The sequence below is a fragment of the Georgenia wutianyii genome, assembly GCF_006349365.1.
Classification (GTDB): domain Bacteria; phylum Actinomycetota; class Actinomycetes; order Actinomycetales; family Actinomycetaceae; genus Oceanitalea; species Oceanitalea wutianyii.
In genome coordinates this window covers 2,232,420-2,248,617 of sequence record NZ_CP040899.1, presented here as the reverse complement: position 1 = coordinate 2,248,617, position 16,198 = coordinate 2,232,420, and the positions used below count along the sequence as shown (strand labels likewise).

At 74.7% G+C, this 16,198-nt stretch carries 12 protein-coding genes and 1 riboswitch; of the genes, 9 read left to right on the top strand and 3 right to left on the bottom strand.

What is annotated here, in order from left to right:
* Nucleotides 1-5 precede the first annotated feature (5 nt).
* From FE251_RS09925 to FE251_RS09905, 5 genes are all read left to right on the top strand, one after another.
* Complete coding sequence (locus FE251_RS09925) at nt 6-2,750, top strand: glycoside hydrolase family 38 N-terminal domain-containing protein (protein ID WP_139948671.1); 2,745 nt, start codon at nt 6-8, stop codon at nt 2,748-2,750.
* Nucleotides 2,747-3,652 (top strand): sugar phosphate isomerase/epimerase family protein, encoded by a 906-nt coding sequence (locus tag FE251_RS09920; protein WP_139948670.1) that lies wholly within the window; start codon nt 2,747-2,749, stop codon nt 3,650-3,652. The genes FE251_RS09925 and FE251_RS09920 overlap by 4 nt, the downstream gene beginning before the upstream one ends.
* Nucleotides 3,640-4,803: a Gfo/Idh/MocA family protein gene (locus tag FE251_RS09915; RefSeq protein ID WP_139948669.1), complete on the top strand. Its 1,164-nt coding sequence runs from the start codon at nt 3,640-3,642 to the stop codon at nt 4,801-4,803. The genes FE251_RS09920 and FE251_RS09915 overlap by 13 nt, the downstream gene beginning before the upstream one ends.
* A 151-nt stretch (nt 4,804-4,954) precedes the next feature.
* Nucleotides 4,955-6,013: a non-homologous end-joining DNA ligase gene (gene ligD / locus FE251_RS09910; protein ID WP_139073281.1), complete on the top strand. Its 1,059-nt coding sequence runs from the start codon at nt 4,955-4,957 to the stop codon at nt 6,011-6,013.
* Nucleotides 6,014-6,262: 249 nt separating this feature from the next.
* The gene (locus FE251_RS09905) at nt 6,263-8,167 is read left to right on the top strand and encodes a heavy metal translocating P-type ATPase (RefSeq protein WP_139948668.1); all 1,905 of its coding nucleotides are present in this window, start codon (nt 6,263-6,265) and stop codon (nt 8,165-8,167) included.
* A gap of 3 nt (nt 8,168-8,170) precedes the next feature.
* Here FE251_RS09905 and FE251_RS09900 read toward each other — a convergent pair whose 3' ends face one another.
* A complete protein-coding gene (locus FE251_RS09900; RefSeq protein WP_139073279.1) occupies nt 8,171-9,232 on the bottom strand; it encodes an ATP-dependent DNA ligase in 1,062 nt (353 codons plus the stop codon).
* 168 nt (nt 9,233-9,400) lie between these two features.
* On the opposite strand from FE251_RS09900, the gene FE251_RS09895 reads away from it, so the two are divergent.
* The gene (locus tag FE251_RS09895) at nt 9,401-9,838 is read left to right on the top strand and encodes a DUF4282 domain-containing protein (RefSeq protein ID WP_168202705.1); all 438 of its coding nucleotides are present in this window, start codon (nt 9,401-9,403) and stop codon (nt 9,836-9,838) included.
* A 67-nt stretch (nt 9,839-9,905) separates the two neighbouring features.
* On the opposite strand, the gene FE251_RS09890 is transcribed toward FE251_RS09895, so the two are convergent.
* The gene (locus tag FE251_RS09890; RefSeq protein WP_230976389.1) at nt 9,906-10,598 is read right to left on the bottom strand and encodes an HAD hydrolase-like protein; all 693 of its coding nucleotides are present in this window, start codon (nt 10,596-10,598) and stop codon (nt 9,906-9,908) included.
* Between the two features lie 227 nt (nt 10,599-10,825).
* Nucleotides 10,826-10,921: riboswitch (glycine riboswitch) on the top strand.
* Between the two features lie 18 nt (nt 10,922-10,939).
* On the opposite strand from FE251_RS09890, the gene gcvP reads away from it, so the two are divergent.
* From gcvP to gcvH, 3 genes are read left to right on the top strand one after another with little or no spacing between them, the layout of a single operon-like run.
* Nucleotides 10,940-13,801: an aminomethyl-transferring glycine dehydrogenase gene (gcvP, locus tag FE251_RS09885; RefSeq protein ID WP_139948666.1), complete on the top strand. Its 2,862-nt coding sequence runs from the start codon at nt 10,940-10,942 to the stop codon at nt 13,799-13,801.
* The gene (gcvT, locus tag FE251_RS09880; RefSeq protein WP_139948665.1) at nt 13,801-14,910 is read left to right on the top strand and encodes a glycine cleavage system aminomethyltransferase GcvT; all 1,110 of its coding nucleotides are present in this window, start codon (nt 13,801-13,803) and stop codon (nt 14,908-14,910) included. Before gcvP ends, gcvT begins: the two co-directional genes overlap by 1 nt.
* A gap of 27 nt (nt 14,911-14,937) precedes the next feature.
* Nucleotides 14,938-15,324, top strand: a complete 387-nt coding sequence (gene gcvH / locus FE251_RS09875) for a glycine cleavage system protein GcvH (RefSeq protein WP_139948664.1) — start codon at nt 14,938-14,940, stop codon at nt 15,322-15,324.
* A 214-nt stretch (nt 15,325-15,538) separates the two neighbouring features.
* Here gcvH and FE251_RS09870 read toward each other — a convergent pair whose 3' ends face one another.
* The gene (locus tag FE251_RS09870) at nt 15,539-16,141 is read right to left on the bottom strand and encodes a class I SAM-dependent methyltransferase (protein WP_139948663.1); all 603 of its coding nucleotides are present in this window, start codon (nt 16,139-16,141) and stop codon (nt 15,539-15,541) included.
* Nucleotides 16,142-16,198: the final 57 nt, after the last annotated feature.

Here is a 16,198-nt window from a genome sequence, read left to right as displayed (position 1 = left end):
GTCCCATGACCACCGCCCCGCCCACCGCCGAGCCGGGCATCGTCCTCGTCCCGCACACCCACTGGGACCGGGAGTGGTACGAGCCGCACGACGTCTTCCGGCTCCGTCTCGTCCACGTCCTCGACGACGTCGTCGACCGCCTCGAGACCGACCCGGAGTTCCGCTTCACCCTCGACGGGCAGACCGCGGCGATCGAGGACTACCTCGAGATCAGGCCGGAGCGGCGCGAGCGCGTGCGCGCCCTCGTGCGGGACGGGCGTCTGGCCGTGGGGCCCTTCCTCATCCTCCTCGACGAGTTCTGCTGCGACGGGGAGACCATCGTGCGCAATCTCGAGCTCGGTCTGGTCCACGCCGAGCGGCTGGGCGGGGCGATGCCGGTGGGCTACCTGCCCGACATGTTCGGCCATACCGCCCAGATGCCGCAGATCCTGCGGGGCTTCGGCATCGCCCACGCCGCGCTGTGGCGTGGGGTGCCGAGCGCGGTCGACGAGCACGCCTTCGCCTGGCGCGCCCCGGACGGCTCCGCCGTCCGCGCCGAGTACCTGTTCGACGGCTACGGCTCCGCCCTGGACATGTTCGCCGTCCCGGACCGGCTCACCGAGCTGGCCACCCGCTACCGCGCCGAGACCCGACCCTGGTACGGCTCCGACCCGGTGCTCGGGATGTTCGGCACCGACCACATGGCCCCGCCGCCGGACCTCATGGACAGGGTGCGGGCACACAACCGGGCCGCCGGCCACGCGCCGGTGGTCCGGGTGGCGACCCTCACCGAGTACCTCGCCGGCCGACCCACCGACCCGGCCGCGCTCGCCGCGCTGCCGCAGGTGACCGGCGAGCTGCGCTCCCACGCCCGCGGCAACCTCCTGCCCGGTGTCTTCTCCGTGCGCACGAACCTCAAGGCCGCGATGGCCGGCGCCGAGCTCGTCCTCACCCAGGCCGAGCGGCTCGACGCCCTGTACGGACGGGAGGACCACCGGTCCTTCTTCGAGCTCGCCTGGTACCGGGTGGTGGAGTGCACCGCGCACGACTCGATCACCGGCTGCGGGGTGGACGAGACGGCCGAGCAGGTCGCCACCAGGCTCGCGTCCGCGACCGCGATCGGCCGGGGCGTGACCGAGCGGGTGCTCGACGGCCTCGCACGGGACGTCCCCGCCGACGCCTACGTCCTCGCCAACACGCTGCCGTGGGCGCGCACCGTGCAGGCCGAGCTGCTGACCTCCGAGACGGCGGGTGGCCAGGACGTCGGCGGGCTGCCCACCGCCCTGGGGGACGAGTGGATGAGGGGCGCCGACCTCGTGCGGGTGCTGCGCCGCATCCACGGCCGCGAGCTGTTCGGCCAGCAGGTCACCGGGTACGCATGGGGGGCGGACACGCTGCGCCTCGAGGTCGCCGAGGTGGCCGACGGGTTCTTCGACCTCGCCGCCCTCACCGCGGAGGTCCGGGCGGCAGCCGCCGAGGACCCCGACCGTCACTGGCGGGTGGTGACGACCGCGCGCCCGCGGCGGCGCGTCGTCGTCGCCGCTGAGGTCCCGCCCCTGGGCCACGTCGCCCTCCGGCCCGGCACCTCGGCCGTCCCGCAGGCGCCGGTCAGCGCCACACCCACCCGGCTGCACGGTGAGCTGGTCGACGTCCTCGTCCGCGACGACGGCGCACTCACCGTCACCGGCGCGGACGGCACCGTGCTCGACGGCCTCGCGCGTCTCGTCGACGAGGGGGACCGCGGGGACTCCTACAACTACGGACCCCTGGCCCACGCCGGCGGCCTCGACACCCCGAGCTCGGTGCACACCGCAGTCCTCGCCGCCGGACCGCTGCGCGCCGTCGTCGAGGTCGTGCGCCGCTACGACCTGCCGCTCGGCGTCGACCGGCAGGACCCGGACCGGCGGCTGGAGAAGACCGAGGAGCTCGCCGTGCGGATGCTCGTCGAGCTGCGGGCCGGCGAGCCGTTCGTCCGCCTCACGACCAGCCTCGTCAACACCGTGCGCGACCACCGGCTGCGGTTGCACGTCCCCCTCGGCACCCGGGTCGGTGAGTCCCACGCCGCGGGGCAGTTCGACGTCACCCGCCGCGGGCGGACGGCCGAGGGAGGCTGGGGGGAGTACCCGCTGCCGACGTTCCCCGCGACCGGCTTCGTCTCCGCGGGCCCGGCCCACGTCCTGCTCGCCAAGCTCACCGAGTACGAGGTCGTGCCCGGCCCGGATGGCGACGAGCTGGCCCTCACCCTGCTGCGCGCCATCGGGATGATGAGCGTCAACGTCCACCCGCTGCGCGACGAGCCGGCGGGCTCGGAGATCCCGGTGCCTGGGGCGCAGTACCTCGGCACCGAGGTGCGGACGCGGCTCGCCGTCATGCCGCACGCGGGCGGGTGGGAGGAGGCCGAGGTCGCGCGGTGGGCCGAGATGTTCCGGCACGAGCCTCTCGTGCGGCGTGGGGGCGCCCCTGCGGGCGGGCCGCTCCCCGCGCCCGTCACCGGTCCCGCGCTGAGCGGCCGCGCCGTCCTCTCGAGCCTCCGGCGGGTCGGACAGGACGCGGTCGAGGCCCGGGTGGTGAGCATGAGCCGCTCGCCCCAGGACGTGCGCCTCGACCCGCTCGACGGTGCCGGCTGGGCGGTCACCGACCTGCGCGGCACCCCGGCGCAGGCGGAGGGCGAGCTGCGCGGCGCCGAGGTCCGCACGCTGCGCACCGCCCCCGGGGTCGCCGGTGCGCCGACCGGCACGAGCACTCCGCGCCCGGCGGAGGAGGGCCGGTGATCGCGCTGGCCAACGCCCCGGTGAGCTACGGCGTCTTCGAGCTCGGCGCGAGCGCCGGCGGTCGACTGCCCGGGCCCGAGGAGCTGCTCGGCCTCGTCGCGTCAGCCGGGTACACCGGCATCGACTCCGGCCCGATCGGCATGTTCGGGCGGGGCGAGCGGCTGCGGGAGAACCTGCGCCGGCACGGCCTGGCGCTCGCCGGCGGCTGGGTCGACCTGCCGTTCGCCGACGACGCCGCCTTCACCGCTGCGCTGCCCGGCTACCGCGACGCCCTCGCGTTCTTCGCCGAGGCGGCACCGGTGAACCCCGGGCTCCCGCCCAAGCCCACCCTCGCCTGCTCCGGATCGGCGCAGCGGCGGGCGAACCCGGGGGGAGGGCCCGGCCTCGGGCTGCGACCCGCGGAGTGGGACCGGTACGCCGCGAACGTCGAGCACGCGGCGGCGCTCGCGGGCGAGCACGGGCTGGAGGTGACCTTCCACCACCACGCCTGCACCTTCGTCGAGACCCCGGAGGAGATCGACGAGCTGCTCGACCGCACGACGGTGGGCCTCACCCTCGACACCGGGCACCTCATCCTCGGCGGCGGCGACCCGCTCGACGGCCTCGCGCGCTGGGGGAGCCGGATCAACCACCTCCACCTCAAGGACGCCCGCAAGTCCGTGCTCGACGGCGTCGTCAGGGGCAAGGGCGACCTGCGCACCGTGTGGGCCGGCAAGGCCTTCGTCCCGCTCGGCACCGGCGACCTCGACGTGCCCGCCGTCGTCGAGGCGGTGCTCACCTCGGGTTACGCGGGCTGGCTCGAGGTCGAGCAGGACACCATCCCCGACCCCGCCGACCCGCCCGGTACCGCCCAGGCCGACCAGGTCCACAACCGCGAGGTCCTGCGGCGGTGGTTCCCGTGACCCGGGTGCGTCTCGCCGTCGTCGGGCTCGGCGGGATCGCGCAGAGCGTCCACCTGCCGCTCGTCGCCCGACGCTGGGACCTGTTCGAGCTCACCGCGCTCACCGACCTGTCCGCCGACCGCGCCGCGCGGCTCGGGCAGCGCTACGGCGTCCCGGCCGAGCGCCGGTTCGCCGACCTCGACGCGCTCCTCGCCGCCGTCGCCGGCGGGCTGCGCGTCGACGGCGTCGTCCTCGCCACGAGCGGGAGCCACGGCGACGCGCTGCTCCGCCTGGCCCGCGCGGGCATCCCGGTGCTGTGCGAGAAGCCGGTGGCGCTGAGCGTCGCGGAGGTCGACGCCGTCGAGCGGGAGCTGCGCGACCGTGGGCGCGACCCGCGCACGGCCGTCCTGGTCGGGTACATGAAGGAGTACGACCCGGCCGTCGCCCGGGCCAGGCAGGAGCTGGCCGGCCGACGCGTGCGGGCCGTGACCGTCGAGGTGCTCCACCCCGCCGACGACGCCCAGCTGCGGTTCGCCCGGCTGCTGCCACCGGCAGACGACGTCGACCCCGCCGTGCTCCACGCGGCGCAGCGGCCCACGGTCGAGGCCGTGGACCGGGCGGTGGGCGCCGGGGCGTCGGCATGGCTGCGCACGACGTACACGAACGTCGTGCTCGGCTCGATCGTCCACGACGTCTCCCTGCTGCGGCACCTCGCCGGCGGGGTGAGGGCCATCGACTCCGCCGCCCACTGGGGCGGGGTGCCCGGCTCCGTCCAGCTCACCGGGCACGTGGGGGCCGGCGCCCGGCTGCACCTCGGCTGGCACTTCATCGCCGACTACCCCGACTACCGCGAGACCGTCACCGTCCACCACGAGCAGGGCAGCGTGAGCCTGACCTTCGCCGTGCCCTACCTCCTCAACGTCGCGACCGAGCTCGTCGTCACGGCGCGCGCCGGGGATCTGGACGGAGAGGCGCGCACGACGTTGCGCTGGGCGCAGGAGGAGGCCTTCGAGAACGAGCTCGCGGCCTTCCACGCCATGGTCACCGAGAGGGCCGCGCCGTCCTCCGGGCTGGCCGAGGGCCGGGCGGACCTGCGCACCGGGCAGCGGGTGCTCGCGGCGCTCGCCCGGGCGCAGGGCGAGCCGGTGGGTGGGGAGGCCGGCCGGCCCTGACTGCACGCGAGCCGGTCCCGGGTCCGCCTTGATGTCGACCGCGGGCGAGACCGGCCATCGCGGGCGAGGTTCCACCCGCGCTCGCGAGGCTCGCGGGCGGTCGGATCTCGACGCCGGGGCGCGCGGGAGGACGGGGCGGTAGCGTCTGGCCATGGCACCGACGAAGAGCCCCGCCGTCGAGATCGACGTCGCCGGACGGCCCGTACGGATCACCAGCGGGGACAGGATCGTCTTCGCCGAGCCGGGGATCACCAAGCAGGACGTCGTCGAGTACTACCTCGCCGTCGGCGACGGCATCCTCCGTGCCCTGCGCGAGCGGCCGGTCACCCTCGAACGCTGGCCCAAGGGCGTGCGCGAGGGGATGAAGCGGGCCACCAGGAGCGACCCGCACGGTGACGCGTTCTACCAGAAGCGTGTCCCCGCGAAGGGTGTGCCGGACTGGATCGAGACGGTGGAGATCGCCTTCCCCAGCGGGCGCACGGCCGACGAGCTGTGCCCAACCGAGCTCGCCGCCGTCGCGTGGGCGGCGAACCTCGGCACCATCACGTTCCACCCCTGGCCGGTGCGCCGGGCCGACGTCGACCACCCCGACGAGATGCGCATCGACCTCGATCCTCAACCGGGGACCGACTTCGCCGACGCCGTCGAGGTGGCCGGGGTGGCGCGCGAGTACCTCGCGGAGCTGGGGTGGCGCGGCTTCCCCAAGACGTCGGGGAACCGCGGGGTGCACATCTACGTCCGGCTCGAGCCGCGGTGGGACTTCACCCAGGTGCGGCACGCGGCGATCGCCTTCGGCCGCGAGCTCGAGCGGCGGATGCCCGGCAAGGTGACGACGAACTGGTGGAAGGAGGAGCGCGGGGAGACGATCTTCGTCGACTACAACCAGAACGCCCGCGACCGTACGATCGCCAGCGCCTACAGCATCCGCCCGCTCGCGCACGCGCCGGTCTCCGCGCCGGTCACCTGGGACGAGCTGCCCGACGTCGACCCCCGCGACCTCACCGTGCGCACCATGCCCGCGCGCTTCGCCGCGCTCGGCGACCTGCACGCCGAGATCGACGACGTCGCCCACGACCTCACGCCGCTCCTCGAGCTCTTCGCGGCGCAGGAGAAGGAAGGGCTGGGGGACATGCCCTACCCGCCGGAGTACCCGAAGATGCCCGGCGAGCCCTCCCGGGTCCAGCCCTCCCGAGCCCGCAAGCCCGACTGACCCCTTCCCTCTTCCGCCGAGCGCTTGATCGCGCGTGGCCGGGGCCGGGACGCGGAACTCGGCTGTCGTGCGGAAGTCGGCTGTCGGCGGGAAGTCGGCTGTCGTGCGGAAGTCGGCTGTCGGCGGGAAGTCGGCTGTCGCGCGGAGATCGGCTGTCGGCACAAAAACTCGACTGTGACGGGGGAAAGTGCTGGTCAGGGGAGGCTTTCCTTGCTGGACAGGGGTGGTGGGCGGCGTGAAGATCGAGCCATGGGCAGGCTCCTCGCCGGCATGCGCCACTACCCGATGGTCCTCGCGACGATCATCGTCGCGGGCGTCGGGGGCGTGCTCGAGGGGGCCGGGCAGCAGACCGCGGCCCGCTGGGTGATCTCCGCCTTCGCCGTCGTCGTCGCGCTGCTCCAGGCGCGCGGGATGGTGCGGGACCTGCGCGCCGGCAGCTACGGCGTCGACCTCCTCGCGGTCACCGCGATCGGCTCGACCGTCGCGGTGGGGGAGTACTGGGCCGCGCTCGTCGTGTGCCTCATGCTCTCCGGCGGTGAGGCGCTGGAGGACTACGCCGCCCGGCGTGCGCGGCGCGAGCTCACCGGTCTGCTGGAGAACGCCCCGCACACCGCCCACCGGCTCGACGACGCGGGCGGGCTCACCGACCTGCCCGTCGACGAGGTCGCGGTCGGGGACCGGCTCCTCGTGCGGCCCTTCGAGGTCGTCCCGGTCGACGGCGTCCTCGAGTCCGACGGCGCGAGCCTCGACGAGTCCTCGCTCACCGGTGAGTCGATCCCCGTCGACAAGTTCCGCGGCGACCAGCTGCTCTCCGGCGCGGTCAACGGCGCGGAGGCCATCGAGCTGCGCGCGACCGCCCTCGCCGCCGAGTCGCAGTACCAGCGGATCATCGCGCTCGTGCGCGAGGCGCAGGAGTCGCGTGCGCCGTTCGTCCGGCTCGCCGACCGGGTCGCCGTGCCGTTCACCCTCTTCGCCCTCGCCCTGGCCGCCGGGGCCTGGATCGTCTCGGGGGAGCCGGTCCGGCTGGCCGAGGTGCTCGTCGTCGCCACCCCCTGCCCGCTCATCATCGCCGCCCCCGTCGCGTTCCTCGGCGGGATGTCCCGCTCGGCCCGCCTGGGCGTCATCGTCAAGAGCAGCGGCACGCTCGAGCAGCTCGCCCGCACCCGCACCGTCGCCTTCGACAAGACCGGCACGCTCACCTACGGTGTCCCGCGCGTCACCTCGGTCCACGCGGAGCAGGGCGGCGAGGACGAGCTGCTCGCCCTCGCCGCGTCGGTCGAGCAGTACTCCGGCCACCCGCTGGCCGCCGCCGTCGTGGCCGCCGCCCAGGCCGGAGGCGCCGCCCTGCCCGCCGCCCACGACATCACCGAGATCCCGGCGAACGGGGTCCGTGGCATCGTCGACGGCCGTTTCGTCGCCGTCGGCAGCGCGAGGTTCGTCGCCCAGGAGACGGGCGCCGAGCCGCCCCACCCGCCCGAGGGGCACACCGGCGTGCACGTCGCCGTCGACGGCCGCTACGCCGGGTATGTCGCCTTGGCCGACGAGCTGCGCGCCGAGACGCCCGTGACGATGGCAGCCCTCCACCGCGTCGGGGTGCGCAGCACGATGATGCTCACCGGCGACAGCGAGCACGTGGCCCGGCACATCGCCGCCCAGGCGGGCATCGACGACGTGCGCGCCGAGCTCCTCCCGCAGGACAAGGTCGACGCCGTTCGCTCGGCCCGGCCCCGCCCGGTGATGATGGTCGGTGACGGCGTCAACGACGCCCCGGTCCTCGCCGCGGCGGACGTCGGCGTGGCGATGGGCGCGCGGGGGGCGAGCGCGGCGAGCGAGTCGGCCGACGTCGTCATCACCCTCGACGACCTCTCCCGCGTGGCCCGTGCCGTCTACGTCGGCCGCCGCACGATGCGGGTGGCGTGGCAGTCGATCGGCATCGGGGTGTCACTGTCGGTGGGGCTCATGATCGTCGCGGCGTTCGGGGTCCTGCCCGCGCTCGCCGGGGCCTGGCTGCAGGAGCTCGTCGACCTCACGTGCATCCTGTGGGCGCTGCTGGCGGTACGGCCCGGGCGCCGCGAGCGCGCCGAGGTCGCCCGCCTCGCCGCGGACACCGGCGTCTCCGCCCCGCGGGCCTCGGCCGAGTCCGTCGCCGCCTGAGCCTCAGCCGAGGACGTCGGCGAGGTCGTAGCGCACCGGCACCTCGAGCTGCTCGTAGGTGCACGACTCCGGCTCACGGTCCGGGCGCCAGCGCCGGAACTGGCCGCTGTGGCGGAAGCGGGTGCCTTCCATGTGGTCGTAGGCGACCTCGACGACGCGCTCGGGGCGCAACGGCACGAACGACAGGTCCTTGCCCGCGCTCCAGCGGCTCTGCGCGCCGGGCAGCCGGTCCTTCTCGTGGGCTGCTGCGTCGGCCCACTCCGCCCACGGGTGCTCCTCGCCCTCGGCGAGGCGCAGCGGCGCGAGCTCCTCCACGAGCTCGGCGCGCCGCTTCATGGTGAAGGAGGACGTGACGCCGACGTGCTGGAGCCGGCCGTCCTCGTTGTACAGCCCGAGGAGCAGCGAGCCGACGACGTCGCCGCTCTTGTGCCGGCGGTACCCGGCGACGACGCAGTCGGCCGTGCGCTCGTGCTTCGTCTTGAGCATGACCCGCTTGCCCGGCTGGTAGCCGAGCCCGAGCGGCTTGGAGACGACGCCGTCGAGCCCGGCGCCCTCGAACTGGTCGAGCCACTGCCGGGCCAGCGCGGTGTCCCGGGTGGCGCGGGTGAGGTGGACCGGGGCCTGCGCGCCGGCGAGTGCCGCCTCGAGCCGGGCGCGCCGCTCGGACATGGGCAGCCCGGTGAGGTCCTCGTCGCCCAGGGCGAGCAGGTCGAAGGCGACGAAGGAGGCCGGGGTCTCGGCCGCCAGCCTCCGCACGCGGGACTCGGCGGGGTGGATCCGCTGGAGGAGCGCCTCGAAGTCGAGCCTGTCGCCGGTGACGACGACGATCTCCCCGTCGACGACGCAGCGCTCGGGCAGCTGGGCGCGCACCGCCTCGACGAGCTCGGGGAAGTAACGGGTCATCGGCCGCTCGTTGCGGCTGCCGATCTCGACGTCGTCCCCGTCGCGGAAGACGATGGAGCGGAAGCCGTCCCACTTGGGCTCGTAGAGGTACTCGCCCTCGGGGACGTCCGGGACGGACTTGGCCAGCATCGGCGCGACCGGCGGCAGCAGCGGGAGGTCCATCCCGCCGACGCTAGTGCGCGCGGTTCCCGTGCGCGAGGGAGTTGCGGGCTCGCGTCGGAGGCCATGGGGAGAAGGACCCGTGAACAGGTGTCCCCATACCGGTGTCGTGCCGCGCTGACCTGGGCTAACCTCGCCCCGTTCGCTCCCTCCAGGTCGAAAGGACCCACAGTGACCACCCCTCCGCCGCCGTACCAGCCGCCGCAGCCCGGCCATGGCCAGCCGCAGGTCCCGCCTCCTCCGCCGGCCTACTCCCAGGGTGGTCAGCCGTGGGGCTACGAGACACCCGGAGCGCCCCAGGGACAGCCCGGTCAGTCGCCGAAGGGCTTCTTCGCGGCGCTGTTCGACTGGCGTTTCCAGACCCTCATCACCCCGCAGATCGTCAGCTGGGTCTACCTCGTGGGGATGGTGCTGATCGGCCTGTACTGGCTGGGCTTCGTCGTCGTCGGCTTCGCGACCGAGCCGGTCATCGGCATCCTCGCCCTCGTCTTCGGGCCGGTCTTCGTCATCATCTCCCTCGCGCTGTTCCGCATGACGCTGGAGTTCTACTTCGCGCTCGTGCGGATGTCGGACGACGTGCACCGCGGTGAGGGCACCGTGCGCCGCTGACCCCGCCCCCGCTCGACGACGAACCCCGCGCCCGGACCTCCGGGCGCGGGGTTCGTCGCGTGAGGGCTCAGGACAGGAGGAGGGCGAGGTCCGCGACGTCCTGCGCGACGGCGTGCGCGCCGTCCTCCTCACCGGGGCGGCCGTAGCCCCACCGGACGAGGACGGTCGGCAGGCCGTGCTCGCCGGCGCCGTCGACGTCGTGGTGGCGGTCCCCGACCATGACGGCGCGTGAGACGTCGACGCCGCGGGCGCGCAGGCCGGCGAGCGCGTCCTCGACGATGTCGGCCTTGCGGGCGCGCGACTCGTCGTCCGAGGCGCCGCACAGCACGGTGAAGTACCGGTCCAGGCCGGCGTCCTGGAGGATGACGACGGCGAGGGAGCGGCGCTTGGAGGTCGCCAGGGCGAGCGGCACGCCGCGCGCGTGCAGGTCGCGCACGAGGTCCGCCATCCCCGGGAAGACCGGGGCGTGGAGCATGCGCTCGTTGTAGCGCGCGCGGTAGTCGGCGACGACGGCGTCGAGCTGCTCCTCGGCCACGCCCGCGAGCGTGCGGAAGCCCTCCCGGATCGGCGGGCCGACGAAGCGCAGGAGCTCGGAGGGGGACTGCGCGGGGTAGCCGAACGCGGCGAGTGTCTCGGCGATCGAGGCGGTGATGGCCGGGCCGGAGTCGCTGATCGTGCCGTCGAGGTCGAGCAGCACGGCGCTGGGGCGCATCGGCTCGAGGGCGGGGGCGGTGAGGGCGGGGGAGCTGTGCGGCGTCACTCGTCGTCCTGGTGTCGGGGTCGGGGTCTGCCGTCCAGGGTCGCACCTTTCCGCCCGGCGGTGCGATGACGCCTGTCACGGCCGCTCGCCGCAGACGTCCGACTCGTCCGTTAGTGTGACCTGGACAACTCGATACGCCGCCAACGCGCGGCGGGAGAGTCCCGCCCCGGCGGGCGCCGAAGGAGCACGTCCTCCCGCCAATCTCTCAGGCCCCCCTACCGCCGCGATCAGGCAACTCTGGAAAGCAGCGCGACCTCTCGCGCTCACCGACGGTGCAAGCGACTCCTCGCGAAACTCTCAGGTCACGTGACAGAGCGGGACGGACATCCCCGAGGAGCCGCATGTCCACGACCCCCGTGCCCACCACCCGGGCCGCCGAGCACGCGTTCGCCGACCGCCACATCGGCCCGCGTCCCGCCGACACGCGCGCGATGCTCGACGCGCTCGGACACGCCGACTGGAGCCGGATCGTGGGGTCCGTCCCCGCGGGCATCCGGCACGAGCGCCCGCTCGAGCTGCCCCCCGCGCGCAGCGAGGCCGAGGTCCTCGCCCGGTTGCGCGAGCTCGCGGCACGCAACGTCCAGCGCGTCCAGATGATCGGGCAGGGCTACTACGACACCCACACCCCGCAGGTCATCCAGCGCGGCGTCCTGGAGTCCCCGGCCTGGTACACCGCCTACACGCCCTACCAGCCGGAGATCTCCCAGGGCCGCCTCGAGGGGCTGCTCAACTTCCAGACCGCCGTCGCCGACCTCACCGGCCTGCCCGTCGCGAACGCCTCGCTGCTCGACGAGGCCACCGCCGTCGCCGAGGCCGTGCTCCTCATGCAGCGGGCGAACAAGGCCTCCACGGCCGCGACCGTCGTCCTGGACGCCGAGCTCCACCCGCAGACCCTCGCCGTCACCCGGGCGCGCGCCGAGGCGGTCGGCATCTCCGCCGTCGTCGCCGACCTCGACGGCGGCCTGCCGCACCTGCCGGACGGGCTCACCGGCCTCGTCCTCCAGCAGCCGGGGACCTCGGGCCGGCTGCGCGACCACGCCCCGCTCATCGCCCGGGCCAAGGAGCTCGGCGCGTTGGTCGCCGTCGCCGCCGACCTCCTCGCGCTCACGCTCATCACCCCGCCGGGGGAGCAGGGCGCCGACGTCGCCGTCGGCTCCGCCCAGCGCTTCGGCGTCCCGCTCTTCTTCGGTGGCCCGCACGCCGCGTTCATGGCGGTGCGCGCCGGCCTGGAGCGCCAGCTGCCCGGCCGGCTCGTCGGGGTGTCCAAGGACAGCGCGGGACGCACGGCGCTGCGCCTGGCCCTCCAACCGCGCGAGCAGCACATCCGCCGGGAGAAGGCGACGAGCAACATCTGCACCGCCCAGGCGCTGCTCGCCGTCGTCGCCGGCATGTACGCCGTCCACCACGGGCCCGAGGGTCTGCGGGCGGTCGCCCGGCACGCCCATGGCGCCGCCCGCGCCCTCGCCCGCCGGCTCGCGGGCGGCGGTGTCGACGTCGTCCACGAGGACTTCTTCGACACGGTGACCGTCCGAGTGCCGGGCCGGGCCGCCGTCGTCGTCGCGGAGGCCGAGCGGCGCGGGGTCAACCTGCGGCTCGTGGACGCCGACCACGTCGGCGTCTCCTGCGACGAGACGACCACCCCCGACCACCTCGCCGCGGTGCTCGCCGCCTTCGGGGTCGACGGCGACCGGACCGCCGGTGGCTTCGAGATCCCCGCGGCCCTGCGCCGCACGAGCGACTTCCTCACTCACCCGACCTTCCACGCCCACCGCTCCGAGACGCAGATGACGCGCTACCTGCGGCGGCTCGCGGACCGTGACCTCGCGCTGGACCGGACGATGATCCCGCTCGGCTCGTGCACGATGAAGCTCAACGCGGCCACCGAGATGCGGGCGATGCTGTGGCCCGGGTTCGCCTCGATCCACCCCTTCGCGCCGGACCACCAGACGGCGGGCTGGCGCGAGCTCATCGCCGAGCTCGAGGCCTGGCTCGCCGAGGTCACCGGCTACGACCGCGTCTCCGTGCAGCCGAACGCCGGCTCCCAGGGCGAGCTCGCCGGCCTGCTCGCCATCCGCGGCTACCACCGCTCGCGCGGGGCGGCCGAGCGCACCGTGTGCCTCGTCCCCGCCTCCGCGCACGGTACGAACGCCGCCTCGGCGGTGCTCGCCGGGATGCGGGTGGTCACCGTGCGGACGGCGGAGGACGGCTCGATCGACCTCAGCGACCTGCACACCAAGCTCGCCGAGCACGGCCCACGGCTCGCGGCGATCATGCTCACCTACCCCTCGACGCACGGCGTGTTCGACACCGAGGTGCGGGAGGTGTGCGAGGCGGTCCACGCCGCCGGCGGCCAGGTGTACGTCGACGGCGCGAACCTCAACGCGCTCATCGGCCTCGCCCAGCCGGGGGAGTTCGGCGGGGACGTCTCACACCTCAACCTCCACAAGACCTTCTGCATCCCGCACGGCGGCGGCGGGCCCGGCGTGGGACCGGTCGCCGTGCGCGAGCACCTCGCTCCGTTCCTCCCCGGGGACGCCGCCGCCCCGGACGGCGACGGCGGGCTCCCGGTCTCCGCGAGCCGCTACGGCTCGGCCGGGGTGCTCATGATCTCGTGGGCCTACATCGCCCTCATGGGCGCCGACGGGCTCGCCGCCGCCACCCGCAACGCGCTGCTCGCCGCGAACTACGTCGCCCGCCGCCTCGACGCGTACTTCCCGGTGCTCTACACGGGCGCGGACGGGCTCGTCGCCCACGAGTGCATCCTCGACCTGCGCGACCTCACCAAGCGCTCGGGCGTCACCGCCGAGGACGTCGCCAAACGGCTCATCGACTACGGCTTCCACGCCCCGACGCTCTCCTTCCCGGTGGCCGGCACGCTCATGGTCGAGCCGACCGAGAGCGAGGACCTCGCCGAGCTCGACCGGTTCGTCGAGGCGATGGCGAGCATCCACGGGGAGATCGAGCAGGTCCTCGACGGGCAGGTCGCGCTCGCCGAGAGCCCGGTGCGCCTCGCCCCGCACCCCGCCGCGGACGTCGCCACCGACACCTGGGACCGTGCCTACAGCCGCGACCAGGCCGCCTTCCCGGTGCCCGGGCTGCGGCAGGACAAGTACTTCCCGCCGGTGAGCCGGATCGACAACGCCTACGGGGACCGCAACCTCATGTGCAGCTGCCCGCCCGCCGCGGCCTTCGAGGAGGCGTGATGGACCAGGTGACCGCGCTCCGCGAGGAGCACGAGGCGCTCGGCGCCCGGATGACGAGCTTCGCCGGGTGGCTCATGCCGCTGCACTACGGCTCCCAGCTGAGCGAGCACCGCGCCGTGCGCGAGGCCGCCGGGCTCTTCGACCTCAGCCACATGGGCACCGTGTGGGTGAGCGGGCCGCAGGCCGCGGCGCTGCTCGACCACGCCGTCGTCGGCTCGATCTCCACGCTCGAGGTCGGCCAGGCGAAGTACACGCTCCTGTGCACGCCCGAGGGCGGGATCGTCGACGACCTCATCGTCTACCGGGTGGGCCCCGAGCGGTTCCTCACCGTGCCGAACGCCGCGAACACCAGGGCCGTCGTCCAGGCGCTGCGCGAGCGCGGCGCGGGGCCGGACGCCGAGGTGCAGGACGCGACCGGCTCGACCGCGCTGCTCGCCGTCCAGGGGCCGCGCGCCGCCGAGATCCTCGCCGGCCTCGTCCCCGAGCCGCTCACGGACCTGCGCTACTACCGGGCCCGGACGACGACGGTGGCCGGCCACGAGGTGCTGCTCGCCCGCACCGGCTACACCGGCGAGGACGGGTTCGAGATCCTCCTGCCCGCCGAGGAGGCCGTCGAGCTGTGGCGCACCCTGCTCTCCGTCGGCCGCGGGGCGGGCCTCGTGCCCGCCGGGCTCGCCGCCCGCGACTCCCTGCGCCTGGAGGCGGCGATGCCGCTGTACGGGCACGAGCTCGGCCTCGACGTCGACCCGTTCACCGCCGGCCTCGGCGGGGTGGTGGGACTGCGCCGCAAGACGGCCGAGTTCGTCGGTCGCGCGGCCCTCGAGCGCCTCCGCGCCGCCCACGAGGTGCGCGAGCCGGGACGGCGGGTCCTCGTCGGCCTCGCCGGCTCGGGACGCCGCGCCGCCCGCGAGGGCAGCGCCGTCGTCCGCGAGGGGCGGGAGGTCGGCGTCGTCACCTCCGGTCTGCCCAGCCCCACGCTCGGACACCCGATCGCGCTCGCCGTCGTCGACCCCGACGTCGCGGCGGTGGGCACCGAGGTGGAGGCCGACGTGCGCGGCTCGCGCGAGCCGTTCACCGTGGTCGAGCGTCCGTTCTACCGTCGTCCCTGAGCACGTCCCCGACCCCGAGGAGCACCTGTGGCCACCATCCGTCCCGACCTCAAGTACACCGCCGAGCACGAGTGGCTCGACGACTCCGACTCGCCGGTGCGCATCGGCATCACGACCGTGGCCACCGAGGCGCTCGGCGACATCGTCTACCTCGACCTGCCTGGCGTCGGCACGGAGGTGACGGCGGGGGAGACGTGCGGTGAGGTCGAGTCGACGAAGTCGGTCTCCGACCTGTACGCGCCGGTGACCGGGACGGTCGTCGAGGTCAACGGGGAGGCGGTCGAGGACCCCTCGCTCGTCAACCGCGAGCCCTTCGAGGGCGGCTGGCTCTTCGCCGTCGAGGTCACCGAGGAGGGCGCCCTGCTCTCGGCCGAGGAGTACGCCGAGACCGCCGGCGCCGACATCGCCGACTGACCCCGCGATCGCCCCACCCACCCCCGCGCCCCCCACCCCCGCGCCCACCCACCCCCGCGCCCACCCACCCACCCCAGCCCCCTCCCCGCGACAGCCGACTTCCGCGCGAGAGCCGACTTCCGCGCGACAGCGGACTTCCGCGCGAGAGCCGACTTCCGCGCGAGAGCCGACTTCCGCGCGAGAGCCGACTTCCGCGCGTGCGGGCGGCCACGGCTCAGGCCGTCGGACGCGCCCAGGTGAGGGTGTACCGGTAGTAGAACCGTCGGCGCGCCCGCGCGGCCGGGAGCAGCTCACGGGCAGCAGCGCGCACCTCGGCGAACGACTCCGCGGGGTCGGTCACCGCAACCCCGACCTCCCCCTGGGCGCGCCGCACCGCGTCGACCAGCCGCACCGGGAGCACCTGCGCTCCCGACAGCGCCCAGTCCGCCGCGGACCGCGTCGCCGCGAGCCCCACCACCCGCAGCTCACCACCCGGCGACACGAGCTCTGCGAGCCGCCGGAGCGCCGGGCGCAGCGGCAGGTGGTGCAGCGTCGCGACGCAGCACACGGTGTCGAAGAGCCCGAGCGTGCGCGCGTCGTCGTCGAGCAGGCCGCAGGCCAGGACCTGCGCGCCCCCGCCCACACGCGCCCGGGCCCGCGCCACCGCTGCCGGGTCCGGGTCGATCCCCACGGCCTCCCGCGCGACGGGGGCGAGCCGCTCGAGGAGGAGCCCCTCGCCGCACCCGACGTCGAGCACCCGGCCGCCCCGGCGCCGGGCAGCGGCCACGAGCTCGCCGTGGAAGGCGGTGTTGTGGTTCCAGTACGACGACGGCGCCATCGTCGAGAGGCTAGGGCAGTCACCTCCGCGCCGGGCGAGAACGGCGGCGTTTCGTCG

What these genes read in the sequence shown, in the direction of transcription:
- FE251_RS09925 (WP_139948671.1), top strand. Translation starts at nt 6, where the DNA reads ATGACCACCGCCCCGCCCACCGCCGAGCCGGGCATCGTCCTCGTCCCG.
- ligD (WP_139073281.1), top strand. Translation starts at nt 4,955, where the DNA reads ATGGCACCGACGAAGAGCCCCGCCGTCGAGATCGACGTCGCCGGACGG.
- FE251_RS09905 (WP_139948668.1), top strand. Translation starts at nt 6,263, where the DNA reads ATGGGCAGGCTCCTCGCCGGCATGCGCCACTACCCGATGGTCCTCGCG.
- FE251_RS09900 (WP_139073279.1), bottom strand. Translation starts at nt 9,232, where the DNA reads ATGGACCTCCCGCTGCTGCCGCCGGTCGCGCCGATGCTGGCCAAGTCC.
- gcvP (WP_139948666.1), top strand. Translation starts at nt 10,940, where the DNA reads ATGTCCACGACCCCCGTGCCCACCACCCGGGCCGCCGAGCACGCGTTC.
- gcvT (WP_139948665.1), top strand. Translation starts at nt 13,801, where the DNA reads ATGGACCAGGTGACCGCGCTCCGCGAGGAGCACGAGGCGCTCGGCGCC.
- FE251_RS09870 (WP_139948663.1), bottom strand. Translation starts at nt 16,141, where the DNA reads ATGGCGCCGTCGTCGTACTGGAACCACAACACCGCCTTCCACGGCGAG.